The organism is Streptomyces sp. NPDC039462 (genome assembly GCF_055639375.1).
Map to the genome: position 1 here is coordinate 1,517,922 of NZ_JBVKAO010000001.1, position 21,980 is coordinate 1,539,901.

Annotated in this window: 14 protein-coding genes, 1 tRNA gene and 2 pseudogenes; 11 read left to right on the forward strand and 6 right to left on the reverse strand. The window is 71.4% G+C overall.

Annotation, left to right across the window (positions count from 1 at the left end):
• The first annotated feature begins 19 nt into the window (after window positions 1-19).
• Both ACZ7LU_RS06250 and ACZ7LU_RS06255 read left to right on the forward strand, forming a co-directional pair.
• Entirely contained in the window at window positions 20-754 is a 735-nt protein-coding gene (locus ACZ7LU_RS06250) for an SDR family oxidoreductase (RefSeq protein ID WP_398299036.1), read from the forward strand.
• Between the two features lie 35 nt (window positions 755-789).
• Window positions 790-1,347 (forward strand): GNAT family N-acetyltransferase, encoded by a 558-nt coding sequence (locus ACZ7LU_RS06255; protein WP_468558919.1) that lies wholly within the window; start codon window positions 790-792, stop codon window positions 1,345-1,347.
• Window position 1,348: 1 nt separating this feature from the next.
• Here ACZ7LU_RS06255 and ACZ7LU_RS06260 read toward each other — a convergent pair whose 3' ends face one another.
• Both ACZ7LU_RS06260 and ACZ7LU_RS06265 read right to left on the reverse strand, forming a co-directional pair.
• Entirely contained in the window at window positions 1,349-2,875 is a 1,527-nt protein-coding gene (locus tag ACZ7LU_RS06260; RefSeq protein WP_398299032.1) for an amino acid permease, read from the reverse strand.
• Window positions 2,876-2,919: 44 nt separating this feature from the next.
• Window positions 2,920-3,912, reverse strand: coding sequence for a hypothetical protein (locus ACZ7LU_RS06265; protein WP_471915855.1), 993 nt, complete (start codon window positions 3,910-3,912; stop codon window positions 2,920-2,922).
• A gap of 256 nt (window positions 3,913-4,168) precedes the next feature.
• Here ACZ7LU_RS06265 and ACZ7LU_RS06270 point away from each other — a divergent pair, with 256 nt between their 5' ends.
• The 3 genes from ACZ7LU_RS06270 to ACZ7LU_RS06280 are packed head-to-tail and all read left to right on the forward strand — an operon-like array spanning window position 4,169 to window position 8,261.
• Window positions 4,169-5,629, forward strand: coding sequence for an FGGY family carbohydrate kinase (locus ACZ7LU_RS06270; RefSeq protein ID WP_471915856.1), 1,461 nt, complete (start codon window positions 4,169-4,171; stop codon window positions 5,627-5,629).
• Window positions 5,629-7,044: an FAD-dependent oxidoreductase gene (locus ACZ7LU_RS06275; protein WP_471915857.1), complete on the forward strand. Its 1,416-nt coding sequence runs from the start codon at window positions 5,629-5,631 to the stop codon at window positions 7,042-7,044. Before ACZ7LU_RS06270 ends, ACZ7LU_RS06275 begins: the two co-directional genes overlap by 1 nt.
• On the forward strand, window positions 7,041-8,261 hold the full coding sequence (locus ACZ7LU_RS06280) for an NAD(P)/FAD-dependent oxidoreductase (RefSeq protein WP_468085779.1): 1,221 nt from the start codon (window positions 7,041-7,043) through the stop codon (window positions 8,259-8,261). The genes ACZ7LU_RS06275 and ACZ7LU_RS06280 overlap by 4 nt, the downstream gene beginning before the upstream one ends.
• 36 nt (window positions 8,262-8,297) lie before the next feature.
• Here ACZ7LU_RS06280 and gap read toward each other — a convergent pair whose 3' ends face one another.
• Window positions 8,298-9,302, reverse strand: coding sequence for a type I glyceraldehyde-3-phosphate dehydrogenase (gap, locus tag ACZ7LU_RS06285; RefSeq protein WP_398299022.1), 1,005 nt, complete (start codon window positions 9,300-9,302; stop codon window positions 8,298-8,300).
• A 90-nt stretch (window positions 9,303-9,392) separates the two neighbouring features.
• Between gap and ACZ7LU_RS06290 the strand changes: the two genes are divergently transcribed.
• From ACZ7LU_RS06290 to ACZ7LU_RS06305, 4 genes and pseudogenes are all read left to right on the forward strand, one after another.
• Window positions 9,393-9,887 carry a MarR family winged helix-turn-helix transcriptional regulator gene (locus tag ACZ7LU_RS06290; protein ID WP_398299020.1) on the forward strand — a complete coding sequence of 165 codons (495 nt, stop codon included), beginning with the start codon at window positions 9,393-9,395 and terminating at the stop codon, window positions 9,885-9,887.
• A gap of 97 nt (window positions 9,888-9,984) precedes the next feature.
• Window positions 9,985-11,172, forward strand: coding sequence for a thiolase family protein (locus ACZ7LU_RS06295; protein WP_471915858.1), 1,188 nt, complete (start codon window positions 9,985-9,987; stop codon window positions 11,170-11,172).
• Window positions 11,173-11,665: 493 nt separating this feature from the next.
• Complete coding sequence (locus ACZ7LU_RS06300; protein WP_471915859.1) at window positions 11,666-13,183, forward strand: long-chain-fatty-acid--CoA ligase; 1,518 nt, start codon at window positions 11,666-11,668, stop codon at window positions 13,181-13,183.
• A 7-nt stretch (window positions 13,184-13,190) separates the two neighbouring features.
• Window positions 13,191-13,295, forward strand: a pseudogene (locus ACZ7LU_RS06305) (sulfite exporter TauE/SafE family protein); the annotation flags it as partial.
• On the opposite strand, the gene ACZ7LU_RS06310 reads toward ACZ7LU_RS06305, so the two are convergent.
• Both ACZ7LU_RS06310 and ACZ7LU_RS06315 read right to left on the reverse strand, forming a co-directional pair.
• On the reverse strand, window positions 13,253-15,337 hold the full coding sequence (locus ACZ7LU_RS06310) for a DHA2 family efflux MFS transporter permease subunit (RefSeq protein ID WP_468712170.1): 2,085 nt from the start codon (window positions 15,335-15,337) through the stop codon (window positions 13,253-13,255). The pseudogene ACZ7LU_RS06305 and the gene ACZ7LU_RS06310 overlap by 43 nt on opposite strands.
• Before the next feature lie 108 nt (window positions 15,338-15,445).
• Entirely contained in the window at window positions 15,446-15,973 is a 528-nt protein-coding gene (locus ACZ7LU_RS06315) for a DUF309 domain-containing protein (RefSeq protein ID WP_471915860.1), read from the reverse strand.
• A gap of 107 nt (window positions 15,974-16,080) precedes the next feature.
• Between ACZ7LU_RS06315 and ACZ7LU_RS06320 the strand changes: the two genes are divergently transcribed.
• Window positions 16,081-16,154, forward strand: a tRNA-Pro gene (locus ACZ7LU_RS06320).
• Window positions 16,155-16,253: 99 nt separating this feature from the next.
• On the opposite strand, the pseudogene ACZ7LU_RS06325 reads toward ACZ7LU_RS06320, so the two are convergent.
• Window positions 16,254-17,353, reverse strand: a pseudogene (locus ACZ7LU_RS06325) (tyrosine-type recombinase/integrase).
• A 1,150-nt stretch (window positions 17,354-18,503) separates the two neighbouring features.
• Here ACZ7LU_RS06325 and ACZ7LU_RS06330 point away from each other — a divergent pair.
• Window positions 18,504-21,872, forward strand: coding sequence for a hypothetical protein (locus ACZ7LU_RS06330; RefSeq protein WP_471915861.1), 3,369 nt, complete (start codon window positions 18,504-18,506; stop codon window positions 21,870-21,872).
• Window positions 21,873-21,980: the final 108 nt, after the last annotated feature.

The following is a 21,980-nucleotide window of genomic DNA, read 5'->3' on the forward strand; positions in this document are numbered from 1 at the left end:
CCACAGCCGGAGGTCCCCCGTGCAGCCCCACCCCGTCACTGTCGTCACCGGCGGCAGCCGCGGCATCGGCGCCGCTGTCAGCGCCCGTCTCGCCGAGGACGGCCACGACGTCGTCATCGGCTACCGCTCGAACGCGGCCGCCGCGGAAGAGGCCGCGGAGGCGGTCCGCGCGGCCGGCCGCCGCTGCGTCACCGTCCAGGTCGACACCGCCGACGAGGCCGACGTCGACCGTCTCTTCGACACCGCCGCAGCCGAGCTCGGCCCGGTCACCGGACTGGTCAACAACGCCGGTGTCAGCGGCCCCGTCGGCCCCCTCGCCGACGCCGACGCCGAGGGCATGCGCCGGGCCCTCGACGTGAACGTACTCGGGTATCTGCTCTGCGCCCGGCGCGCGGTGCGGGACATGCGGGCCACCGGCGGCGGTGCGATCGTGAACCTCTCGTCCGCCGCGGCCACCCTCGGCGCACCCGGCGAGTACGTCCACTACGCCGCCGCCAAGGGCGCGGTCGACACGATGACGGTCGGCCTGTCCAAGGAGGTCGCGGCGGACGGCATCCGCGTCAACGCCGTCGCCCCCGGCGTCATCTGGACCGACTTCCACGCCGACCCCGAGCGCCCCGCGAAGCTCGCGTCGGGCATCCCGCTGGGCCGCGCCGGCCAGCCGTCGGAGATCGCGGCGGCCGTCGCCTGGCTGCTCTCGGACGACGCCTCGTACGCGACGGGAACGGTGCTGCGGGTCGCGGGCGGCCGCTGACGCTCCCGCGCGGGCCCTCTCGTACGCTGGTTCGCATGATCGGCGGAGAGGCAGCACTCACGGGGGACGTCCTGATCCGGGCCGTCTCGTACGACGACGCGGCGGCGCTGGCCCGCGCCTACCGGCGCAACCGCGCCCACCTCGCCCCCTGGGACCCCGAAAGGACCGAGGCCTTCTACACCGTCGAGGGCCAGGCGGACCGGGTCCGGGGGCAGTTGGAGGAGATGCGGGCGGGCCGGGCCGCGCACTGGGTGTTCGTCGAGGGCGGCGAGATCGTCGGTCACGCCGCCCTGTCGAACATCGTGCTCGGCCCGGCCCGCAGCGCGGCGCTCGGCTACTGGACCGACGCGGCGCTGGTCGGCCGGGGCATCGCGTCCGCCGCCACGCGCCACGTCTGCGAGGTGGCCGACACCCGGCTCGGCCTGCACCGCGTCGAGGCGGGCACCCTGCTCCACAACACCGCCTCGCAGCGTGTGCTCACCAAGTGCGGCTTCGAGGAGTACGGGATCGCGTCGAAGTACCTGCACATCAACGGCGCCTGGCGCGATCACCGGCTCTTCCAGCGGATCCTCAACGACCGCCCGGCCGGCTAGCTCAGACGATGTTCTCCGCGACCTCGGCCTGTTCGCGGTCCGAGCCGTACGCCTGCGGAGTGCTGTAGGAGCGGCGCGCCACGAACCACCACACGGTGGCGAGGAGCAGCACCACGGCGAGCGCGATCGACGCGTAGTTCATCGTCTCGGCCGTCACCGGCGAAGCCTGCGGGAGGCAGAACAGGACCGTCACGAACGCCACCCAGACCACGGCGATCCAGCCGATGGGCCTGCTCCAGCGGCCCAGGTTCCACGGCCCCGGCCGGAACCGGTCGCCGGCGCGCAGACGCAGATAGATCGGGATGGCGTACGCGGGGGTGATGCCGATGACGTTGATGGCGGTCACGGCGGTGTACGCGGTCGCCGAGTACAGGGACGGCAGGGCGATCACCGCGGCGAGGCCCACCGACAGCCACACCGCGGGCACCGGCACCTGGCTGCGGGCGCTGACCTTGCGCCAGAGCGCGGACCCCGGCAGCGCGTTGTCGCGGCTGAAAGCGAAGACCATGCGGCTCGCGGCGGCCGTCTCGGCGTTGCCGCAGAACAGCTGCGCCACGATCACGATGAGCAGCAGCGCCGTCGCCCCGGACTCGCCGAGCGCGTCGATCATGATCTGCGCGGGCGGCACCCCGGTGTCGGTGGCGAGTGTGCCCGCGTAGTCCTGGATCGCGAAGGTCAGCCCGGCGAGCAGCACGAAACCGGCGATCCACGACGCCCAGATGGCGCGCACGATGCCGCGGGCCGCGGACACCGACGCGTTGGAGGTCTCCTCGGACAGGTGCGCGGACGCGTCGTAGCCGGAGAAGGTGTACTGCGCGAGGAGCAGGCCGATGGCGGTGACGTAGAGCGGGTTGTCCCAGCCGGTGCCGTCGAAGAACTCGCCGAAGACGAAGGACGGCGACTGGTGGTGGTCCGGCACGATCGCGAGGACACCGACGATCACGGTGACACCGGCCAGGTGCCACCACACGCTGACCGAGTTGAGCAGGCTCACCAGGCGGACGTTGAAGAGGTTGAGGACGGCGTGCAGCAGCAGGATGCACAGGAAGATCAGGAACGTCTTCTCCGGGGTCGGCGTGAAGCCGAACTTCAGGTTCAGGAACGCGCCGGTGAACAGGGCGGCGCCGTAGTCGATGCCCGCGATCGCGCCGAGCAGACCGAGGAGGTTCAGCCAGCCCGTGTACCAGCCCCAGCGCCGCCCGCCGAGCCGGTCGGCCATGTAGTAGAGGGCGCCCGATGTGGGATACGCGCTGGTGACCTCGGCGAGCGCGAGGCCCACGCAGAGCACGAACAGGCCGACCCCGACCCAGCCCCAGAGCATCACGGCGGGGCCGCCGGTGAGCAGGCCGAAGCCGTACAGAGTCATGCAGCCGGACAGGATGGAGATGACGGAGAAGCTGATGGCGAAGTTGCCGAAGCCGCCCATGCGGCGGGCCAGGACGGGCTGGTAGCCGAGCTCTCTGAGCCGTTCCTCCTCGTCCTGGCGTGGCGCTGGGACGGAGCTCGACGACCAGGTGGTGCGGGACACGGTGGGACCTCCGGTGGGGTGGGGGAAGGACGGGGTCCGCGGGGCTACCCGGGGCCCCGGGCAGCGCTGAAGCAGCGGGCGCGGGCCTGGACGAAGACCTCGGCGGCGGCGTCCGCGTCGCCGGGGGAGTGGGTGCGGTACGTCCACGGCACGGTCGTGTAGAAGGGGTCGAGGGCCTGGAACACGCGGGACGCGTCGTGGAACTGGTGGGCGCCCCACAGGGCGTGCGCCAAGTGGTTCAGGTCCAGGAGCGAGGTCGTGGCGGGCGTCGCGTTGTCGAACCACAGCTGCAGGGCGAGGAGCGCGGCGCGCGTGGCGTCCTCGGAGATCCAGTGCAGATCGAGGGCCTGTTCCTGCCCGGACTCCCTGCGGTACCGCTCGACCCGCACGTACAGCGGCAGCAGATGCAGGGCGGAGCCCGCGGGCGCCGCCGCCGACGCCCACTGCACGAAGTTGTACGCCTCGGTGAGCGGCCCTTCCGCGCGGCGCCCGTACACGAACTGCAGCATGCGGTGGTACGCCTCACGGTTGCCCGGGTCCCGCTTGTCCGCCTCGGCGAGGAGCTGCCAGGGGCCGGGGAAGAGCATCGGCTCCGGAGGTGCCACCCGGTGCTCGTCCCACCGCTGCCCCACGTCCAGCTGGGCCAGGGAGAGCAGGCAGATCCACGGCACGGGGTCCTCGGGCGACATGGCCGAGGCGTCGGCGCACGCCGCGACCGCCTCGCGCCACAGGTCGTTGGTCCTGCGGTGCCCCGTGCGGTGGGCGCGCAGGGCCCGCTCCACCAGGACGCGGGTGTGCAGCACGGCGGCCGACGCGCTGCGCGGTTCCTCGGCGCGCCAGGTCCGCACCACGTCCGACCCGGCGACGGCGGCCCCCAGGATCTGCGTGCGCTGTGTCCACAGCCCCCAGTCGGGTGTCTCGGTCAGCAGATTGCGCGTGGAGACCCAGCGGCCGGTCCTGAGGTCCTGGAGCACCGCGCGCAACGCTTCGTCGTGGCCTGCCGGGTGGTACACCGGGCGGCCTAACGGCATGGGCATGAGACCTCTGTCGGGGGAAGAGTGGAGGTTGAACGCTTAAAAGGGCGCATTGGTACGGGAGTTGACGACTTGGGCGGGGGGTGACGGGTGGGGCTCGGCGGACAGTGTAGATCCGGCCCTTCCGGTTCCAGGACACTTCACCGATCTTTTATGACCCCGTTCTGTCAACACGGCGCGCCGAGCGCTCATTTGACGGACGTCATCTGTCATCGCGATCCCTTGACGCCCTCCGGGCCGCTGTAGCAGTCTTCCCGCGGTGATCACCTATCAGCGGCCCCCGGCGCAGCGCCCCGTGCTCGCCGTGGACCAGGGCACCTCCGGGACGAAGGCCCTCGTCGTCTGCCCGGAACGCGGCGTGATCGGATCGGGCGCGGCGCCGGTGCGCCCCCGCTTCCTGCCCGGCGGCCTGGTGGAGGCCGACCCCGCCGAACTGTTCTCGTCCGTCGTCGAGGCGGGCCGCGCGGCGCTGGCGGACGCGGGCGAGCCGGTCGCCGCCGTCGGCCTCGCCAACCAGGGCGAGACCGTCCTCGCCTGGGACCCGAAAACCGGCACACCTCTCACCGACGCCCTCGTCTGGCAGGACCGCCGCGCCGAGTCGGTCTGTGCCGAACTCGCCGACCACGCAGAGGAGTTGCGGGACCTCACCGGCCTGCCCCTCGATCCGTACTTCGCCGCTCCCAAGATGGCGTGGATACGCCGCCACCTGACCCGGCGCGGTGTGGTCACGACCAGCGACGCCTGGCTCGTCCACCGCCTCGCCGGCGCCTACGTCACGGACGCCGCGACGGCGGGCCGCACCCAGCTCCTCGACCTCGACACCGTCGCATGGTCACCGCGCGCCCTGGAGCTCTACGGCCTCGGTGACGAGCGCCTGCCCCGCGTCGTCGACGCCGCGGGACCGGTCGGCACGACCACCGCGTTCGGCCCCGAACTCCCCCTCACCGGACTCCTTGTCGACCAGCAGGCCGCGCTGCTCGCCCAGGACGTGACCACCCCGGGCAGCGCCAAGTGCACCTACGGAACCGGGGCGTTCCTGCTCGCCCAGACCGGCGCGCGTCCCCGGCGCGGCAGCTCGGGGCTCGTCAGCTGTGTCGCCTGGCGGCTCGCGGGCAAGAGCAGCTACTGCCTCGACGGGCAGGTCTACACGGCCGCGTCCGCCGTCCGCTGGCTCACCGATCTCGGCGTGATCGCGGGCGCCGAGGACATCGACCCCGTGGGTTCCGCCGTCCCGGACGCCGGGGGCGTCACCTTCGTGCCGGCGCTCGCCGGTCTCGCCGCGCCCTGGTGGCGCGGCGACCTGCGCGGATCGCTGACCGGACTCGGCCTCGACACCACCGCGGGCCACCTGGTGCGCGCCCTCTGCGAGGGCATCGCCGCGCAGGTCGTCTCGCTCGCCGACGCCGTCGCCGCCGACCTCGGGCAGCCCCTGACGACCCTGCGGGTCGACGGCGGTCTGACCCGCTCGGCCCTGCTCATGCAGACCCAGGCCGACCTGCTGCAACTACGAGTCGAGGTATCGGCGTTGCCCGACGTCACGGCCCTCGGCGCGGCCGCCGTCGCCCGCATCGGCCTCGATCCCGCACTCACCGTCGCCGACGCCGTCCCGGAGTGGCGGCCCGCCACCGTCTACGAACCGCGGATCGACGCGGACCGCGCCGCCGAACGCCTCGCGGGCTTCGACGCGGCGGTGACGGCACTCCTGGAACGTACGCCCTGATGGCGCTGACCAGGCGTGGCACGCCGCCCGACGTGACGTACGACGTGACCGTCATCGGCGCGGGAGTCATCGGCTCGGCCGTCGCACGCGAACTGGCCCGCCACCCCGGCCTGCGCATCGCCCTGGTGGAGGCCTCGAACGACGTCGGCGAGGGCACGTCGAAGGCGAACACGGCGATCCTGCACACCGGTTTCGACGCGGTGCCCGGGTCCCTGGAGTCCCGCCTGGTCCGCGAGGGCCGACGGCTGCTCGCCGCGTACGCCGCCGAGTCCGGGATCCCCGTCGAGCCGGTCGGCGCACTGCTCGTCGCCTGGGACGCCGACCAACTGGCAGCCCTGCCAGAGCTTTTGGCGAAGGCGGAGCGCAACGGCCACGACGCGGCACGGATCATCGGACCCTCGGAGCTCCGGGCGCGCGAGCCGCATCTCGGCCCCGGTGCCCTCGGCGCACTCGACGTCCCCGGCGAGAGCATCATCTGCCCCTGGACCACCACCCTCGCCTACGCCACCCAGGCCGTGCGCGCGGGCGTCGACCTGCTCCTCAACTGCCGCGTGGAGAACGTATATACGTCGGATGGCGTCCACCTCCTGACTACGAGCCGCGGTCCCGTGCGGACCCGGTATCTCGTCAACGCCGCCGGCCTGCACGCCGACACCGTCGACCGGCTGCTCGGCCACGACGACTTCACCGTCACCCCGCGCCGCGGCCAGCTCCTCGTCTTCGACAAGCTCGCCCGCGACCTGGTGCGGCACATCCTGCTGCCCGTTCCCACGGCGCTCGGCAAGGGCGTCCTCGTGGCCCCGACCGTGTACGGCAACGTCCTTCTGGGCCCCACCGCAGAGGAGTTGGACGACAAGGCGGCGACCGGGTCGACGGCCGACGGCATCGCCGCGCTGCGCGAGAAGGGCCGCCGGATCCTCCCGGAGCTGCTCGACGAGGAGGTCACCGCGGTCTACGCAGGGCTGCGCGCCGCCACCGAGCACGACGACTACCGCATCAGCGCCCACAAGGAACAGCGCTACGTCACCGTCGGCGGCATCCGCTCCACCGGCCTCACCGCGTCCCTGGCCATCGCGGCACACGTCACCGAACTCCTCGCCGCCACCGGCCTGGAGCTGCCCGGCCCCCGCGACCTGCCGCCCGTCCGCATGCCGAACCTCGGCGAAGCCTTCCCGCGCCCATATCAGCGCGCCGATCTCATCGCCACCGATCCCGCGTACGGTGACGTGGTCTGCCACTGTGAACGGGTGACGCGCGGCGAGATCCGGGACGCCCTCGCGGCCACGGTGCCGCCCGGATCGTTGGACGGCCTGCGGCGGCGCACCCGGGCGCGGGGCGGTCGCTGCCAGGGCTTCTACTGCGGTGCCGAAGTGCGGGAACTCTACGAACGGGGTGCGGAGTGGGGTACCGGATGAGGCGCGAGCGGATCGTCGACGTGCTGGTCGTCGGCGCCGGACCCGCGGGCCTCGCCACGGCGGTCGGACTGGCCGCGGCGGGCGTCGGCGAGGTCGAGGTGGTCGACCGCGAGCGGCAGGCGGGCGGGGTGCCGCGGCACTGCCTGCACGGCGGCTTCGGACGCCTCGGTATGACGGGGCCGCAGTACGCGGAGCGGTGCGTGGCGGCGGCCGTGGGCACCGGCGCGGTCCTGCGGACCGGCGTCACCGTCACCTCCTGGGCGGCACCGCTCACCCTGGACACCACGAGCCCCCGGGGCCTGGAGCGGATCACCGCCCGCGCGGTGGTCCTCGCCACGGGCGCCCGGGAGCGGCCGCGCGCCGCACGCCTGGTGCCGGGGACACGGCCCGCCGGGGTCTACACCACCGGCGAGCTCCAGCAGGCCGTCCACCTCCACCGGCAGCGGATCGGCACGCGGGCCGTCGTCGTCGGCGCGGAACCGGTGAGCTTCACGGCGCTGGACACACTGCGCCGGGCCGGGGTCTCCGTCACCGCGCAGGTCACCGAACACCGGCGCCACCAGGCGCCGCACGCCCGCGCCCTGGACGCACGGCTGCGGCGCGGCGTGCCGCTGCTCACGGACGCCACCGTGGCCGAACTCCTCGGGCGCGGCCGCCTGTCGGGGGTCAGGCTGCGGCACCGGGACGGCAGAACGGCGGACGTCCCCTGCGACACGGTCGTCTTCACCGGTGACTTCGTCCCCGACCACGAACTGGCCCGCCTCGGCGGCCTGTTGCTCGACCCCGGCACGCGGGGCCCCGCCGTCGACAGCGCCTTCCGCACTGACGAACGCGGCGTCTTCGCGGTGGGCAACGTGCTGCACGCCGCCGAGCCGGCGCGCGTGGTGGCGCGCGAGGGAGCCTTGGCGGCCGCGGCCGTGCGGCGCTACCTCTCCGACGGGGACTGGCCCTCGGCCTCGGTGCCGCTGCGGGTCGCGGCCCCGCTCGCCTGGATCGCCCCGAACCGGCTCTGCCTGGACGAGCCGACGGAGGAATTCACCCTCCGCAGCACGGAGTTCGTCCCGCGTCCCACGCTGGTCGTCACGCAGGACGGCAGAACCCTGCACCGCGCCCGCCCGCGCCGCCCGGTCGTCCCGAACCGGCCGTTCCGGGTCTCCGGAAGCTGGACGGCGGGGGTGGACGCGCGGGGCGGCGCGGTGCGGGTCGCCCTCGGCTGATGTCGCTTGATGTCGCCTGATGTCGCCTGATGTCGACTACAGGGAGGCGCCGACCAGCCGGGCGAGGTCGATGAGGCGGTTGGAGTAGCCCCATTCGTTGTCGTACCAGCCGACGACCTTGACCTGCGGTCCCGTGACGCGCGTGAGCTCGGCGTCGAAGACGCAGGACGCGGGGTCGGTGACGATGTCCGTGCTCACGATGGGGGCCTCGGTGTAGGACAGCACTCCCTTGTACGGTCCCGCGGCCGCCGCCGCGTACGCCTCCTTGATCTCCTCGACGCTCGTGGGCCGTCGCGTGGTGACGGTGAGGTCGGTGACCGAACCGGTGGGGACGGGGACCCGCAGTGCGAACGCGTCGAGGCGGCCGGCCAGTTCGGGCAGGACGAGGCCGATGGCCTTGGCGGCGCCGCTGGAGGTCGGGACGATGTTCAGGCCCGCGGCGCGGGCGCGGCGCAGGTCCTTGTGCGGGGCGTCCTGGAGGTTCTGGTCCTGGGTGTAGGCGTGGACGGTGGTCATCATCCCGGAGTCGATGCCCACGGCGTCGTGCAGCACCTTCGCCAGGACACCCAGGCAGTTGGTGGTGCACGAGGCGTTGGAGATGATCGTGTGCCGCTCGGGGTCGTAGGCGTCGTCGTTCACGCCGAGCACGATCGTGACGTCCTCACCGCTGGCCGGGGCCGCGATGATGACCTTCTTCGCGCCGCCCTCGACGTGCGCGCGGGCCCGGTCGGCGTCGGTGAAGACGCCCGTCGCCTCGATGACCACGTCCACGCCGAGTTCGCCCCAGGGCAGGCCGGCGGGGTCGCGTTCGGCGAATACCTGGACCGTCCGGTCGCCGACGCGGATCGCTCCCGGTTCGGCGGTGACCTCGCCGGGGAAGCGGCCGAGGATCGAGTCGTAGGCCAGCAGGTGCGCCATGGTCGGCACGTCGCCCAGATCGTTGACCGCGACGATCTCCAGGTCCGCGTCCCGTGCTGCCGCCGCCCGGAAGACGTTGCGGCCGATTCGCCCGAAGCCGTTGATGCCGATACGAACAGTCATGGAACTCTCTCCTTGCGCCGCCGAGGCGCGGTCGAGAACAATATAAGCAGCTTACATAAGTGAGCAATGTAATTCTTCAGGGTGGCTGACATGCACGACGATCAGAGCGACGGCAACCGGGATCACGGCGCCGGTCATGGGGGCGGTCGGCCCGGCGAGCTGGACGTGGAGGAGTTCACCGCGGCGATCGAGAACTTCAACCGCTTCTACATCCGTCTCCCGGTGCTGGAGAAGCTGCCGTTCACGACCCTGTCGGTCCTTGACACCCTCGCGTTCGGCGGCGGGCCCAAGCGGCTGACCGAGCTGGCGAAAACAGAGCAGGTCAGCCAGCCCGGCATCACTCAGCTGGTCACCCGCCTGGAGCGCGACGGCCTGGTGGAGCGCCGCCCGGACCCGAGCGACGGGCGTGCCGTCCTCGTCCACCTCACCGAGAAGGGCCGCCGGATCGGCCGCTCCCGCCACGAGGACCGGACGCGCCATCTCGCGCCGCTCGTGGATCAGTTGACCCCGGAGCAGCGCACGGCGGTGGCGGAGGCCCTGCCCGCGCTGGCGCGCCTGGCGGAACTGGGGCGGGGTGAGGCGTAGGACACCCTTCCCATGGCCCCCACCTCGCGCATAAACTCCAAAACTAGCAGCGCTAATTTACGCAGCGAGACCTCGCAGAACGATCCGGAGCCGTATCGTGCGCACCGTCCACTTCGCCGCCGCCCGCCGCACCCCCATCGGCAAACTCCGCGGCGCCCTGTCCTCCGTTCGCCCCGACGACCTCGCAGCGGGCGTCGTGCGGGCACTCCTCGCCGACATCCCCCAGCTGGACCCCGCCCGGATCGACGACATCTACTGGGGCGCCGCCAACCAGGCGGGCGAGGACAACCGCAACGTCGCGAGGATGGCCGCCCTCCTCGCGGGGCTCCCCGAGTCCGTGCCCGGCGCGACCGTGAACCGGCTCTGCGCCTCGGGCCTCGAAGCCGTCACGACCGCCGCGCGCACCGTCGCCGCGGGTGAGGCCGACATCGTCCTCGCGGGCGGCTCCGAGTCGATGAGCCGCGCGCCCTTCGTGCTGCCCCGCCCCGACGAGGCGCTGCCGCACCGCATGGAGACCGCCGACACCCGCCTCGGCTGGCGCCTCACGAACAAGAAGATGCAGGAGCTGCACGGTGTCCTCGCGATGGGCGAGACCGCCGAGGAGGTCGCCGAGCGGTACGGCGTCCCGCGCGAACGCCAGGACGAGTTCGCGCTCCGCAGCCACCAGCGCGCGGCCGCCGCCCGCAAGAACGGCCACTTCGACGACGAACTCCTCCCCGTCACGCGCCCGGACGGCGTCGTCGTCGACGCGGACGAGTGCGTGCGCGAGGACACCTCGTACGAGAAGCTCAGCGGTCTGCGGCCGGTCTTCCGCAAGGACGGCACCGTCACCGCGGGCAACGCGTCGCCGATGAACGACGGCGCGGCCGGGCTGCTCCTCGTCAGTGAGGAGGCCCTCAACGACCTCGGCCTCGAATCCCTCGGGCGGTACGCGGCCGGGGCCTCGGCCGGCGTCCACCCCGACGTCATGGGCATCGGCCCCGTGCCCGCCACGCGGAAGGTGCTCGCCCGGGTCGGCTGGGAGATCGGCGACCTTCAGGAAGCGGAGTTCAACGAGGCGTTCGCGGCCCAGGCGCTCGCCTGCGTCGACGCCCTCGGCATCGACCCGGAGCTGGTCAACCCGTCCGGCGGGGCCATCGCGCTCGGCCACCCGCTCGGCTGCTCCGGCGCCCGCATCCTCACCACCCTGCTGCACAGAATGCGCCGCACCGGCGCCACGCGCGGCCTCGCCACGATGTGCGTGGGCGTGGGGCAGGGCAGCGCGCTCCTGGTCGAACGCGACTGAGCCGGCGCGCGCGTCCGCGCCGGGGGAGGGGCGGGGAGGGCAACGGGTGCGTGCCGCTGCCGCAGGGGTGCCCCGCCCGGGGCGTGACCGTCCTCGGGCGTGACCCGCCCTCTCCGGTGAGACAGGACGCACTCCTCCGGCGAGGCGTGCCCTTCGGGCAGGCACGGCCCGATACCCCGGCGAGGTGCGGTCCCACACCCTCCGGTGAGGTACGCCTCAGCCCCAGGCGAGGCGCGACCCAACCCCTCCGGCGAGGCGACCCAACCCTGAACGCGCCGTCGCCCTCTACCTATGGGGGCGAACCCAGCACGCCCCCGGCGAGATGCCGGTCCGACTCGCCGTCGACTCAGGCAAGGCTCCGCGAACGACTTACCGCCCGCCCCGCGTAAAACCCACCCGCCCCAGCCCCGCGTAAACCCCACCCCCGGCCCCACATAAGCCCCACCCCCACGAAAGACTCGCGCAAGCCCACCGAAACGGAGCATCCTCCCTCATGGCCACGCTGTCCCTCGCCGCGATCCTCGCCGAGCCCGCCCGCCGCCACCCGGACCGCACCGCCCTCGTCGAGGGCGAACAGCGGTTCTCCTTCCGGGAGTTGTGGCGCGAGGCCCGCGCTCAGGGTGCGGCTCTCGCGGAGCTCGGTGTGCGGCCGGGAGACCGCGTGGCCCTGATGGCGCCCAACACCGCCGAGTTCCCGAAGGCGTACTACGCCGTCCTCGCCGCCGGCGGAGTCGTCGTACCCGTCCATCTGCTGCTCTCCGCCGAGGAGGTCGAGCACGTCCTGCGGGACAGCGGCGCGACCCTGCTCCTCTGTCATCCCGCGCAGGCCGCGACGGGCGGGGCGGCCGCCGAGGCCACCGGCGTGCGGATGCTGCGGCTCGGCCCCGAGGGCGAGCTGGAGACCCTGGCCCGCACCACCGAGCCCCTCACCACCTACGTCACCCGCGACGCCGACGACCCGGCCGTCGTCTTCTACACCAGCGGCACCACAGGCGTTCCCAAGGGCGCCGTGCTCAGCCACTTCAACCTGGTGATGAACGCGACGGTCAACGCCTTCGACGCCAACGACATCCGCCCCGACGACACCGCCCTCGGCGCGCTCCCGCTCTTCCACGCCTTCGGCCAGACCGTCTCCATGAACTCGACGTGGCGGGCGGGCGCCACCCTCGTCCTGCTGCCCCGCTTCGACGCGGCGCGGGCCATCGAGCTGATGGTCGCGGAGGGCGTCAACACCTTCCACGGCGTCCCGACCATGTACGTGGGCCTGGTCGCCGCCGCCGAGGCCGCCGAGCGGCTGCCGCGGCTGCGGATCTGTATCTCGGGCGGTGCCTCGCTGCCCGTCGCCGTGCTCGAACGCTTCGAGAAGGCCTTCGGCACCCCCGTCTACGAGGGATACGGGCTCTCCGAGACCTCCCCGACCGCGTCCGTCAACCAGCCCGACTTCGGTACGAAGCCCGGCAGCATCGGCCACCCGCTGTGGGGCGTCGACGTGGAGATCGCCCGCGCCGACCTCGACGACCGCGTCGAACTGCTGCCCGTCGGTGAACTCGGCGAGGTCGTCATCCGCGGCCACAATGTCTTCTCCGGCTACCTGGGGCGCCCCGAGGCGACCGCCGAGGCCCTGGTCGACGGCTGGTTCCGCAGCGGCGACCTGGGCACCAAGGACGCCGAAGGCTTCCTGACCATCGTCGACCGCAAGAAGGACGTCATCATCCGCGGCGGCTTCAACGTCTACCCGCGCGAGGTCGAAGAGGTCCTGATGCGCCACCCGGCCGTCGCCCAGACCGCCGTGATCGGCCTGCCCGACCCCGTGCACGGCGAGGAGATCTGCGCCGTCGTCGTCGCGGCCGCCGACGCCACCCCCGAACAGGCGGCGGCGATCATCGAGTGGTCCAAGGACCACCTGGGCCGTCACAAGTACCCGCGCCTCGTGGAGTTCATCGACGAGCTCCCGCTCGGCCCCAGCATGAAGGTCCTCAAGCGGGAGCTGCGCGCCCACTACAGCGCGTAGGAAAGCCTTGGCCGCGGCGGCGCTGTTGGTCGGCTTCTCGAAGACGGCCGTCAGCGGCGCCAACGCCATTCAGCGTGCGCCGACCGTGGCGCCCGTCGTCTCGGGTGAGAGCCCGTGCTCCAGATCCTCCGCGAGCAGCCGCTTGGCGATCGCGTCGACCGCCGCGGCGAGCTCCTGGTCCGGCGGCCGGCCGATGTCCTTCGTGATCTCCTCGCCCAGCCACGCGGACCACGCCCTGGAGATGACCTCCGCCTCGCGCTCCCCGGCGGGCGTGAGCGAGAAATACGCGTCCGTACGGGTCAGATAGCCCTCCTCGACCATGCGGTCGAAGACGGGCACGAGCACCTCGGGCGGAATCCTGCGCCGGGCCGCGATCAGCCCCAGACTGGCGTGTCCGACCATCCGGGTGAAGAGCGAGACCTGCATGACCGCCCAGGCGCCCGCGATGTCCAGACGGGTGTCGGAGTCCCGGATGATCCCGCGAGCCGTGGTCATGCCCACATTCCGGATGATGTTGGCGACGCCCCGCTCCAGCAGATGCCCGGAGTCGCCGCTCGACGGCTGCGCGAAGCCCTCGCCCATGTCCGGAGCGCCCATGCGCGCGCTGTCGCGCAACTGCACCTGCTTGAGGAAGAGCGCCACCAGGAACCCGAGAAGCGCCACCGGGACGGTCCACAGGAAGACCGTCTGCAAGGTGTCCGCGTACGCCTTGATGAGGGGCTCGGCGCTCGCCGCCGGCAGTTCGTGCAGTCCGCCCGGGCTCTGCGCCGCCTTGCCGAGCACGGCCGGATCACCGCCGGCCCGCGCCGCCTCGGCGACCCCGTCCTTCAGGTTCGGCGCGAGGGTGTTGGCGTAGATGGTGCCGAACACGGCGGTGCCGAACGAGCTGCCCAGCGTACGGAAGAAGGTGACTCCGGACGTGGCGGTGCCCAGGTCCGTGTACGCGACGGTGTTCTGCACGGCGATCGTCAGGACCTGCATGCACAGCCCGATGCCGGTGCCGAGCACGAACATGTACAGCGACTCCAGCCAGGTGCTGGTGGTCCGCCCCATCAGCGAGAGCAGGTAGAGCCCGAGAGCCATCACCAGCGCGCCGACGATCGGGAAGATGCGGTACGTGCCGGTCTTGCTGACGACGTTGCCGCTGAAGACGGACGCGATGAGCAGCCCGACGACCATGGGCAGCGTGCGGACACCCGAGACGGTGGCCGAGTCCCCGTCGACGTACTGGAGATAGGTCGGCAGGAACGTCATCGCGCCGAGCATCGCGAAGCCGACGATGAAGCTGAGGACCGAGCAGACCGTGAAGACGGGGTTGGCGAAGAGCCGCATCGGCAGCATCGGCTCGGCGGCCCGCGTCTCGACGACGCAGAACAGCGCCAGCGCGACCAGCCCGCCGACGAAGAGGCCGATGATCGTCGGCGACCCCCACGCGTACTGGTTGCCGCCCCAACTCGTCGCCAGGATCAGCGCGCTCGCGCCGACGGCGACGAGGGCGATGCCCAGATAGTCGATGACGGGCCGCACCGCCGACTTCACGACGGGGATCGTGCGGGCGGCCGCGAGGACCACGACGATCGCGATGGGCACGTTGACGTAGAACGCCCAGCGCCACGTCAGATGGTCCGTGAAGAGCCCGCCCAGCAGCGGCCCGATCACCGTGGCCACCCCGAAGACGGCCCCGATCGCCCCCTGGTACTTGCCGCGCTCCCGCAACGGGATCACATCGGCGATCAACGCCATCGACGTGACCATCAGGCCGCCCGCGCCGATGCCCTGCATCGCCCGCCAGGCGATCAGGAGCGTCATGTTCGTCGACAGACCGCACAGGAACGACCCGGTGATGAAGACGACCGCCGACACCTGGAAGACGACCTTGCGCCCGAACAGGTCACCGAACTTGCCGACGAGGACCGTGGCGACGGTCTCCGCGAGCAGGTACGACGTGACGACCCACGACATGTGTTCCGCGCCGCCCAGATCCGACACGATCGTCGGCAGCGCGGTGCCGACGATCGTCTGGTCGAGGGCGGCGAGCAGCATCCCCAGCATGATCGTCACGAAGACGACATTGCGGCGCCGCCGGTCGAGCACGGGCGGCGCCTGCGCCTCGACGAAAGCGGAAGCAGCCGACTGATCGGTGGTCGTCGTCACACGCCCACCCTCACACCGCCCCCGACCATGTGCATGCGGGGCGAGTCCGGTGCGGTGACGGACCCCGCTCCGCACCCACCGAACCCCCTGCTTCCTCCCCCCCCGCCCCTACCCCGCTCCGCCGCGCAGCCGCGGCGCGTGGGACGCCGCGTCCACCGCGGTCTCCTCCCGCTCCAGCCGCCCGGCCAACGTCTCCGCCCAGGTGACCAGTTCGGCGACGCCGATTCCGTACGGCCGGTCCTGTCCGGTCTGCGCGCTCCAGTCGGAGACGGCGGCGGCGCCGCGCGACAGCAGGCGCGCTCCGCCCGTGATGTTGCCGCGGGCCGAGTGCGTGAGGCCGACGGCGAGCTGGGCCAGCCCCTTCCACAGCCCGCGCTCCGTCTCGGGCCCGGACTTCCACGCGTCCTCGAAGACCTCGTGCGCGTGGAAGGGACGCCCCGCGTCCAACAGCGCCTGCGCCTCGGCCACGGACTCCTCGGGCGCGCGCACGACCCCCTCCGGCTGCCGTGGCACCCCGTCGGTGCCGTAGGGCAACGGCCGCCCGAGCCCGTCGCGAGGCCGCTGGTTACGGGCCCGTCCCTCCTCGTCGCGGTCCCGCTCGCGGCCACTTCCGTACGGTCCAGGTGCAGAGCTCATACGACGATTGTCGCGCGTGCCTGACGGCGGTCACCGGAGGACGAAGCACCCGTCCACGTGGGGTAGAGTTCTACCTGTGATCACGCGGGACACCGCGCCGAACACCACGGGACGTGGCGCAGCTTGGTAGCGCACTTGACTGGGGGTCAAGGGGTCGCAGGTTCAAATCCTGTCGTCCCGACTCGTAAGAGTCGCAGGTCAGGGCCGGTTTTGGAGGAATCCGAAACCGGCCCTTGATCATTTTTGGGGACCAGATGGGGACCGGCGTGCTTGACCGGGTTCAGCGGGTCATGACGATCGGGCTCGGCAGCGAGCGTGGTGCGCGCAGCGCGCTGAGGTGGGCGGAGAGCGCGGTGCCGGCAGCCGTGATCTTGTGTACGTCTGGATGCAGGTAGCGCTGCGTGGCCGTCAGCGAACCGTGGCCGGCGATCTTGCGGAGGACGTGTACCTGGACTCCGGCATCGGCGAACCAGGTCAGTCCGGTGTGCCGGAGGTCGTGGCGGCGTGGGTGTTCGTAGCCGAGCTTGGTGACCACGGCGTCCCAGTGTGTGGCGTCGCGCAGGACGGCGGTAGAGATGCGTCCGCCGCGCGGGCCGGTGAGCAAGCGGGCGTCGGGGTTGCGGCCGACAGACAGGATGCGCTGGGCGATGAGGGGGCGGATCTCCTCGATGATGGGAACTTTTCGGGCCCGCTTGTCCTTGGTGCCCCTGTCGGTCACCCCCCAGGTGCGGGTGCGGGTGTGGTCTGATGCCGCACGATCCAGATCCACTGGGCGGTGTCGATGTCCCCGACCCGGCAGCCTGAGACCTCGCCGATCCGTGCGGCAGTGCACGCGGCGAAGAGGACCACATCTCCCCAACCGCGGTACTGGTCGTGGGAGGCGGCAACGAGGGCGTCGGCCAGTGCAACGAGGGTCTCCCAGTCGGGCAGAGCCAGCGCCCGTGGGTCGAGGAGTTCGTCCTCGGCCTGCTTGTAGAGCTTCTGCCAGCCGGTCACCCGGGCGGGGTTGACCTTGATGATGCCGTCACGGACGGCCTGTTCCATGACACGGACCAGGACGGCGATCGTGTTCTTCATCGTGGAGCGGCTGTGCTCGTCGGCGATCCAGTTCTGCACGGTGCGGTCGACGACACCGTTGGTGGTTATCCGCACCGCTATGTGACCCAGGGCGGGGACAACACGTATCCGCCACCCCCACAGGTAGGGGTCGAGCGTTTTCAACTCCAGGCCGCGCATGGCGAGGTCCATGTTCGCTTCGCCGTATTCGCCGAGCTTCATGGTGGTCAGCGACGGGGTCAGGCCCTGAGTGGGGCGGTCAGGACGGTGCTCGATATCAGTGGAGAGCCGGACACCGACAGGAACGATGGTCTTATCGGCCATTGAGCCCCTCGGTGGGGACTGTACGTCGGCGGCGCAGCCATTCCTCGACGTCGAGGCGCTATACGTGACGACGCGTTCCGAGACCGGGACGAAAGGGGGCCCTGAGGGGCTGAGCGGTGCACCGGCGGCGCAGGGTCGAGGCATCCACTCTCAGGCGCGCGGTGAATTTCGAGTGGGTAGTGGCGACGCGTCAACTGTCGCTTAGGGCCGTGGTTGTGCTCGGGGGTGGACGTTGGCGACATAATCGTCTCTAGAAATGCCGGTGTGGCTAACCGGCGTTTCCGGTCTATGTTGCTACCGCGTCGAATGACAGCAGCACACTAGGCTGCGTAGATGGCCATTCGGCTGTTTCGCCGCCATGTTTGTCCACGCAGCCGGAAGTTGAAGTGGGCCCCGCGGGACTCCCACCGCCGACGGTCGCTCTTTCGGTCCCGCGCAGGGTGAGTGGGGTGTGGGCGGAGCTTCGTCCATCGGCGGTCCGCCTTGAATATACGTTGGCGCCAGTTGCTGTGGCTCGTGGGAGGGCCTGAAGGCGGGGCGCCAAGAGATGATGTTCGGCTTATGGCTTGCTGACGGTCAGCTGGAGGGGGCGGGCCCATGCGGTGTCACTGATGTCGGGCCCGTTCCTGTTCGCGGCATGGCGACGTGGGTCTGGCCGTATGGTGGGGTTCAACATGCGGTGGGGCGTGTGGGGAGGTGGAGGTGCCTGTGCGAGGTCATCGGCGCGTGGCCCTGGTCGCGACCGTGCTGGTCCTGGCGGTCTTCGCTGGTGCGCTATCGCTGCTGAGCTGGGACCGGGCGAACCAGGTGGCTGGGGTGGTCTCGGCGGTGGTCGGAGTGGCCGCCCTTGGGGTCGGCGTCTGCGCGCTGCTAGGCCCATCCGGGAGCGCTTCTATACAGGTTTCCAGGACCGGACGTGCTACGGCCACCGGCGGCGGGGACGCCAATACGGGGGCCGTCGCCTCTTCGTCTGCCGGTGTGATCGTTGTCGAGGAGACTGGTGACGCGCGGGCGGACGGCGGCAGTGCGAACACCGGTTATCAGCGGCGGGACTAGGGGCGCATCCGTGTTCTTCCGCAGACGCGCCGCGGTGCGCAAGTCGGGTGGTTCCTCCGCTGAGGGAGCTGGAGCCTTCGCCAACAGCGGCGTAATGATTGACAGCTCTGTGCAGGTGGTCGCAGGGCGCGCTGCTGTCTCCGGCTATCTCCTGCAGGTGCAACAGGCCCCCACCGCTACCAAGTTCAAAGGGCGTGAGAGCGAACTCGCCGAGCTGGCCGCCTTCTGCGAGCACGACGCCCCCGCAGACCGGCCTGGTGCCAGTTACTGGCGCTGGGTGGCCCCGGCGTGGGCGGGAAAGTCCGCTCTGCTGGCGCACTTCGTCGTGCATCCTCCACCCGGCATCGACGTCGTGTCGTTCTTCATCACCTCCCGCATGGCCGCGCAGAACGACGCCGCGGCGTTCTGCGAGGTCGTCCAAAGGCAGCTGTACGCCTTGCTGGGTGAGGAGGAGCCGCTGAGCACCCCCGCCACGCGCGCCGAGCAGATGCTGCTTGCGCTGCACCGCGCCGCACAGTGGTGCGAGGCGCGCGGCCGGCGGCTCGTGCTCGTGGTGGACGGGCTGGACGAGGACCGCGGCGTGACCGCCGGTCCCGACGGCCATAGCATCGCGGCGCTATTGCCCCGCTTTCCCTCGCACGGCATGCGGGTCGTCGTCGCCGGCCGTCCCCATCCGCCAGTACCGGGAGACGTGCACGCGGACCATCCCCTTCGGAGCGCACGGATCGACCACCAGTTGGAGCCATCCCCGCACGCCCGCGCGGCGCGCGAGGAGGCGGAGCGGGATCTGCTGAGACTGCGAGATGGCGGCGGGCTGGGCTGGGACTTGGCCGCTCTCACCGTCGTGGCTGGAGGCGGGCTGAGTGCGTCCGACTTCGCGGGGCTGACCGGGAGCCCGGCGAGGCTGGTTGAGCGCGAGCTGTCTGCGGTGAACGGCCGTAGCTTCCGCCGGCGCTCAGGGCACTGGACGCCTGCCGGTCCGTCCGTCTTTCTCTTTGCGCACGAGGAGATCCGGCGCGCCGCAGCCGAATTGGTCACGGACCAGGAGCTGGCGGCCCACCGCAGTCGTCTGCACCGATGGGCAGACTCCTACCAGCACGTCGGGTGGCCGGAGAAGACACCTGAGTACCTGCTGCGCGGCTACACCCAATTGCTGCGCGAACGGAGGGACGTCCCTCGGCTGGTGGCGCTCGCCTGCGATATCCGGCGCCAGGAGCGGCTGTGGCGGGTGTCCGGGGCGGACCTGGAGGCGCTCAGCGTAGTGTCGGCCGCGTTCGACCTTCTGCTCGCGGACGGTGAGCGACGCGGCGATCAGGACGTGTCTGTGGCCCTGCGGCTCGCGGTCGCGCGGGACGGGCTGCACGAGCGAACAGCGCCTCTTTCCCCTGGCCTTATCGCCCTGTGGGCTCGGTGCGGGTACCCGGCACGCGCCGTTCACCTGGCCGAGTCGCAGCGCGGCGCTTGGGAGCGGGTGGCCGCCCTGAGCGCCATCGCCGGCGCCTTGGCTGCAGCGCGGCCGGAGCAGGCGGCCGCTCTGCTCGGCAGAGCGGACAGCACTGAAGAACGGGACCGCTTCCTGGCGGCGATCGCCAAGGGCCAGGCGGAATTCGGTCGGCCCGCCGAGGCCCTGCTGCTGGCCCGCCGCATCAGCGACCCGGAGCGTAGGGCGGAAGCTTTCGTCGCCGCCGTCGGGGCCCTGGCCGGAGTGACGGGAAACGCGGCGACGGCTCAGGAGGAGGCAGGGGCACAGGGCGCCGAAGCGGTTTCCTGGGCGTTGGAAGCCGTCGACGCGGTCATGGCGGTGCCCAACACTGTCTCCCAGAGCGCTCTGGGCGCCTCGTTGGCCGCCGCGCTCTCCCGGCTCGGCGAGCATCGCCGGGCCCTGGCGCTGGCGGAGCGTGCTGTATCGCGTTCAGCCAACTCCGATGACCCGGTCCGGCACGTGCAGTACCTCGCCCTGTTCGCCCGGGGGATGTCCACGGCGCCCGGTCTCGCCGCGCAGGCCGCCGAGTTCGCCGTGACGTCGGCCCGGCTGGCAGGGGACATCGACGACCCCTACGGTGCGGACTGGGTCTACCCTCACGTCGCTGCGGGCCTGGAGGCGACCGGACACCACCAGCAGGCGATCGACTTGGTCAGCCGCTTCCTGGACGATCCGGAGGATGGGCTGGTCGAGATCGGCATCGCGGCCGCAGAAACCGGTGACCTTGACCGAGCCCTCGAGTTGGCTGAACGGATCACGGAACCCATCTACCGGGCGCGCGTCCTCAACGCTGCCGGCAAGATGGCGACAAACTCTGGTGACCCGGCGTGGACGCTGCACCTGGCCCAGCAAGCCTGTGACGCCACCGACGAGGTGCCCTACCTCCATTGGCGGGTGACGCTGTCAACTGACACCGCCGACTTCCTGCTGCGGGCAGGCCATGAAGAACACGCTCACGCCGTGGTCAAGCGGGCGACGGACATGGTGCGAAGAGACCGGGGGCCCGGTGTGGGTGCCCTCGTCAGCTTGGCCGTCGCAGCTGACCGGTCCGGACACCGAGGGGATGCAGCTCGCCTCATCCACCGGGCCGAACAGACTGCCGACGCGTCCGACGGTTACGCACGCATTATCGGCCTCGCGGAGGTAGCTGAAGGCTTGCACCACACAGGTCGCCCAGCGGAGGCGGACCAGCTCCTACGGTGTGTACTCCGCGAGAGCCGGACCTTGACAGATCACGCCGAGGGCCTGCGACGGGCAGCCGAGGCGTTCGGCCGCATCGGGAAACCAGACAAAGCGGCAGAGGTGGCTCAGGAGATCCTGGACTTGGCGGGTGCCGCTGACAGCCCCGACCAACGGCGCTGGGACACATACGCCGCCGCCGGTGCGCTCCTCGCGGCGGGTGATGTCGACGCGGTGCTCGCTCTGGAGCCTGACGTGCCGCCGGACGCGGTTGACGAGATGCTCGCCAGTGTGGTGAAAAGACTCGTGGCCGCCGGTGATCTGGCCACAGCGGAGGGGATCACCGACTGGCAAGGAGACGACCACGCCATCGGCCACCTCGCAGCGGGGGCCGCCGCCACGGGGGATGTCCGTGCCGCCGCGCTCCTGGAGGAGATCAGCCACCCTGTCCGGCGCGAGGCGGCCACACCGGCCGTCGTCAAGGCACTCTGTTGGAGGGGCGCTTGGGAGGCGGCCCGCGTCTTGGCCGATGCTCTCACCGCGCCCGAGCACCGCGGTAAGGCGATCGCAGCGATCGCCCAGGCACTCGGCCCCAGCCCGCAGGGGCGCCTCGTACTGATCGAAGCGCTGAGCTGGGGCCCGTGGGAGCAGATGCATGAGGAGATCGCCGACGTGGTGCCGGAACACCTGCCCCTCCTGGCGGACCTCATGCTGAGGGAAGGCTTTAGCCGAGGTGACGATCCTGCCCGAGGGGGCGACTCCGCCGTTGCCTACGGGGGAGCCCACCACCTGTTTGATTAACGAGATGGTGTTACGTGCTTAGAAGGCACGTGCTCTATCCACTGAGCTACAGGGGCTGACCTGCGAATACGCAGCTTCCTACGCTGTCCTCCGGGGCGCGGGGGACAC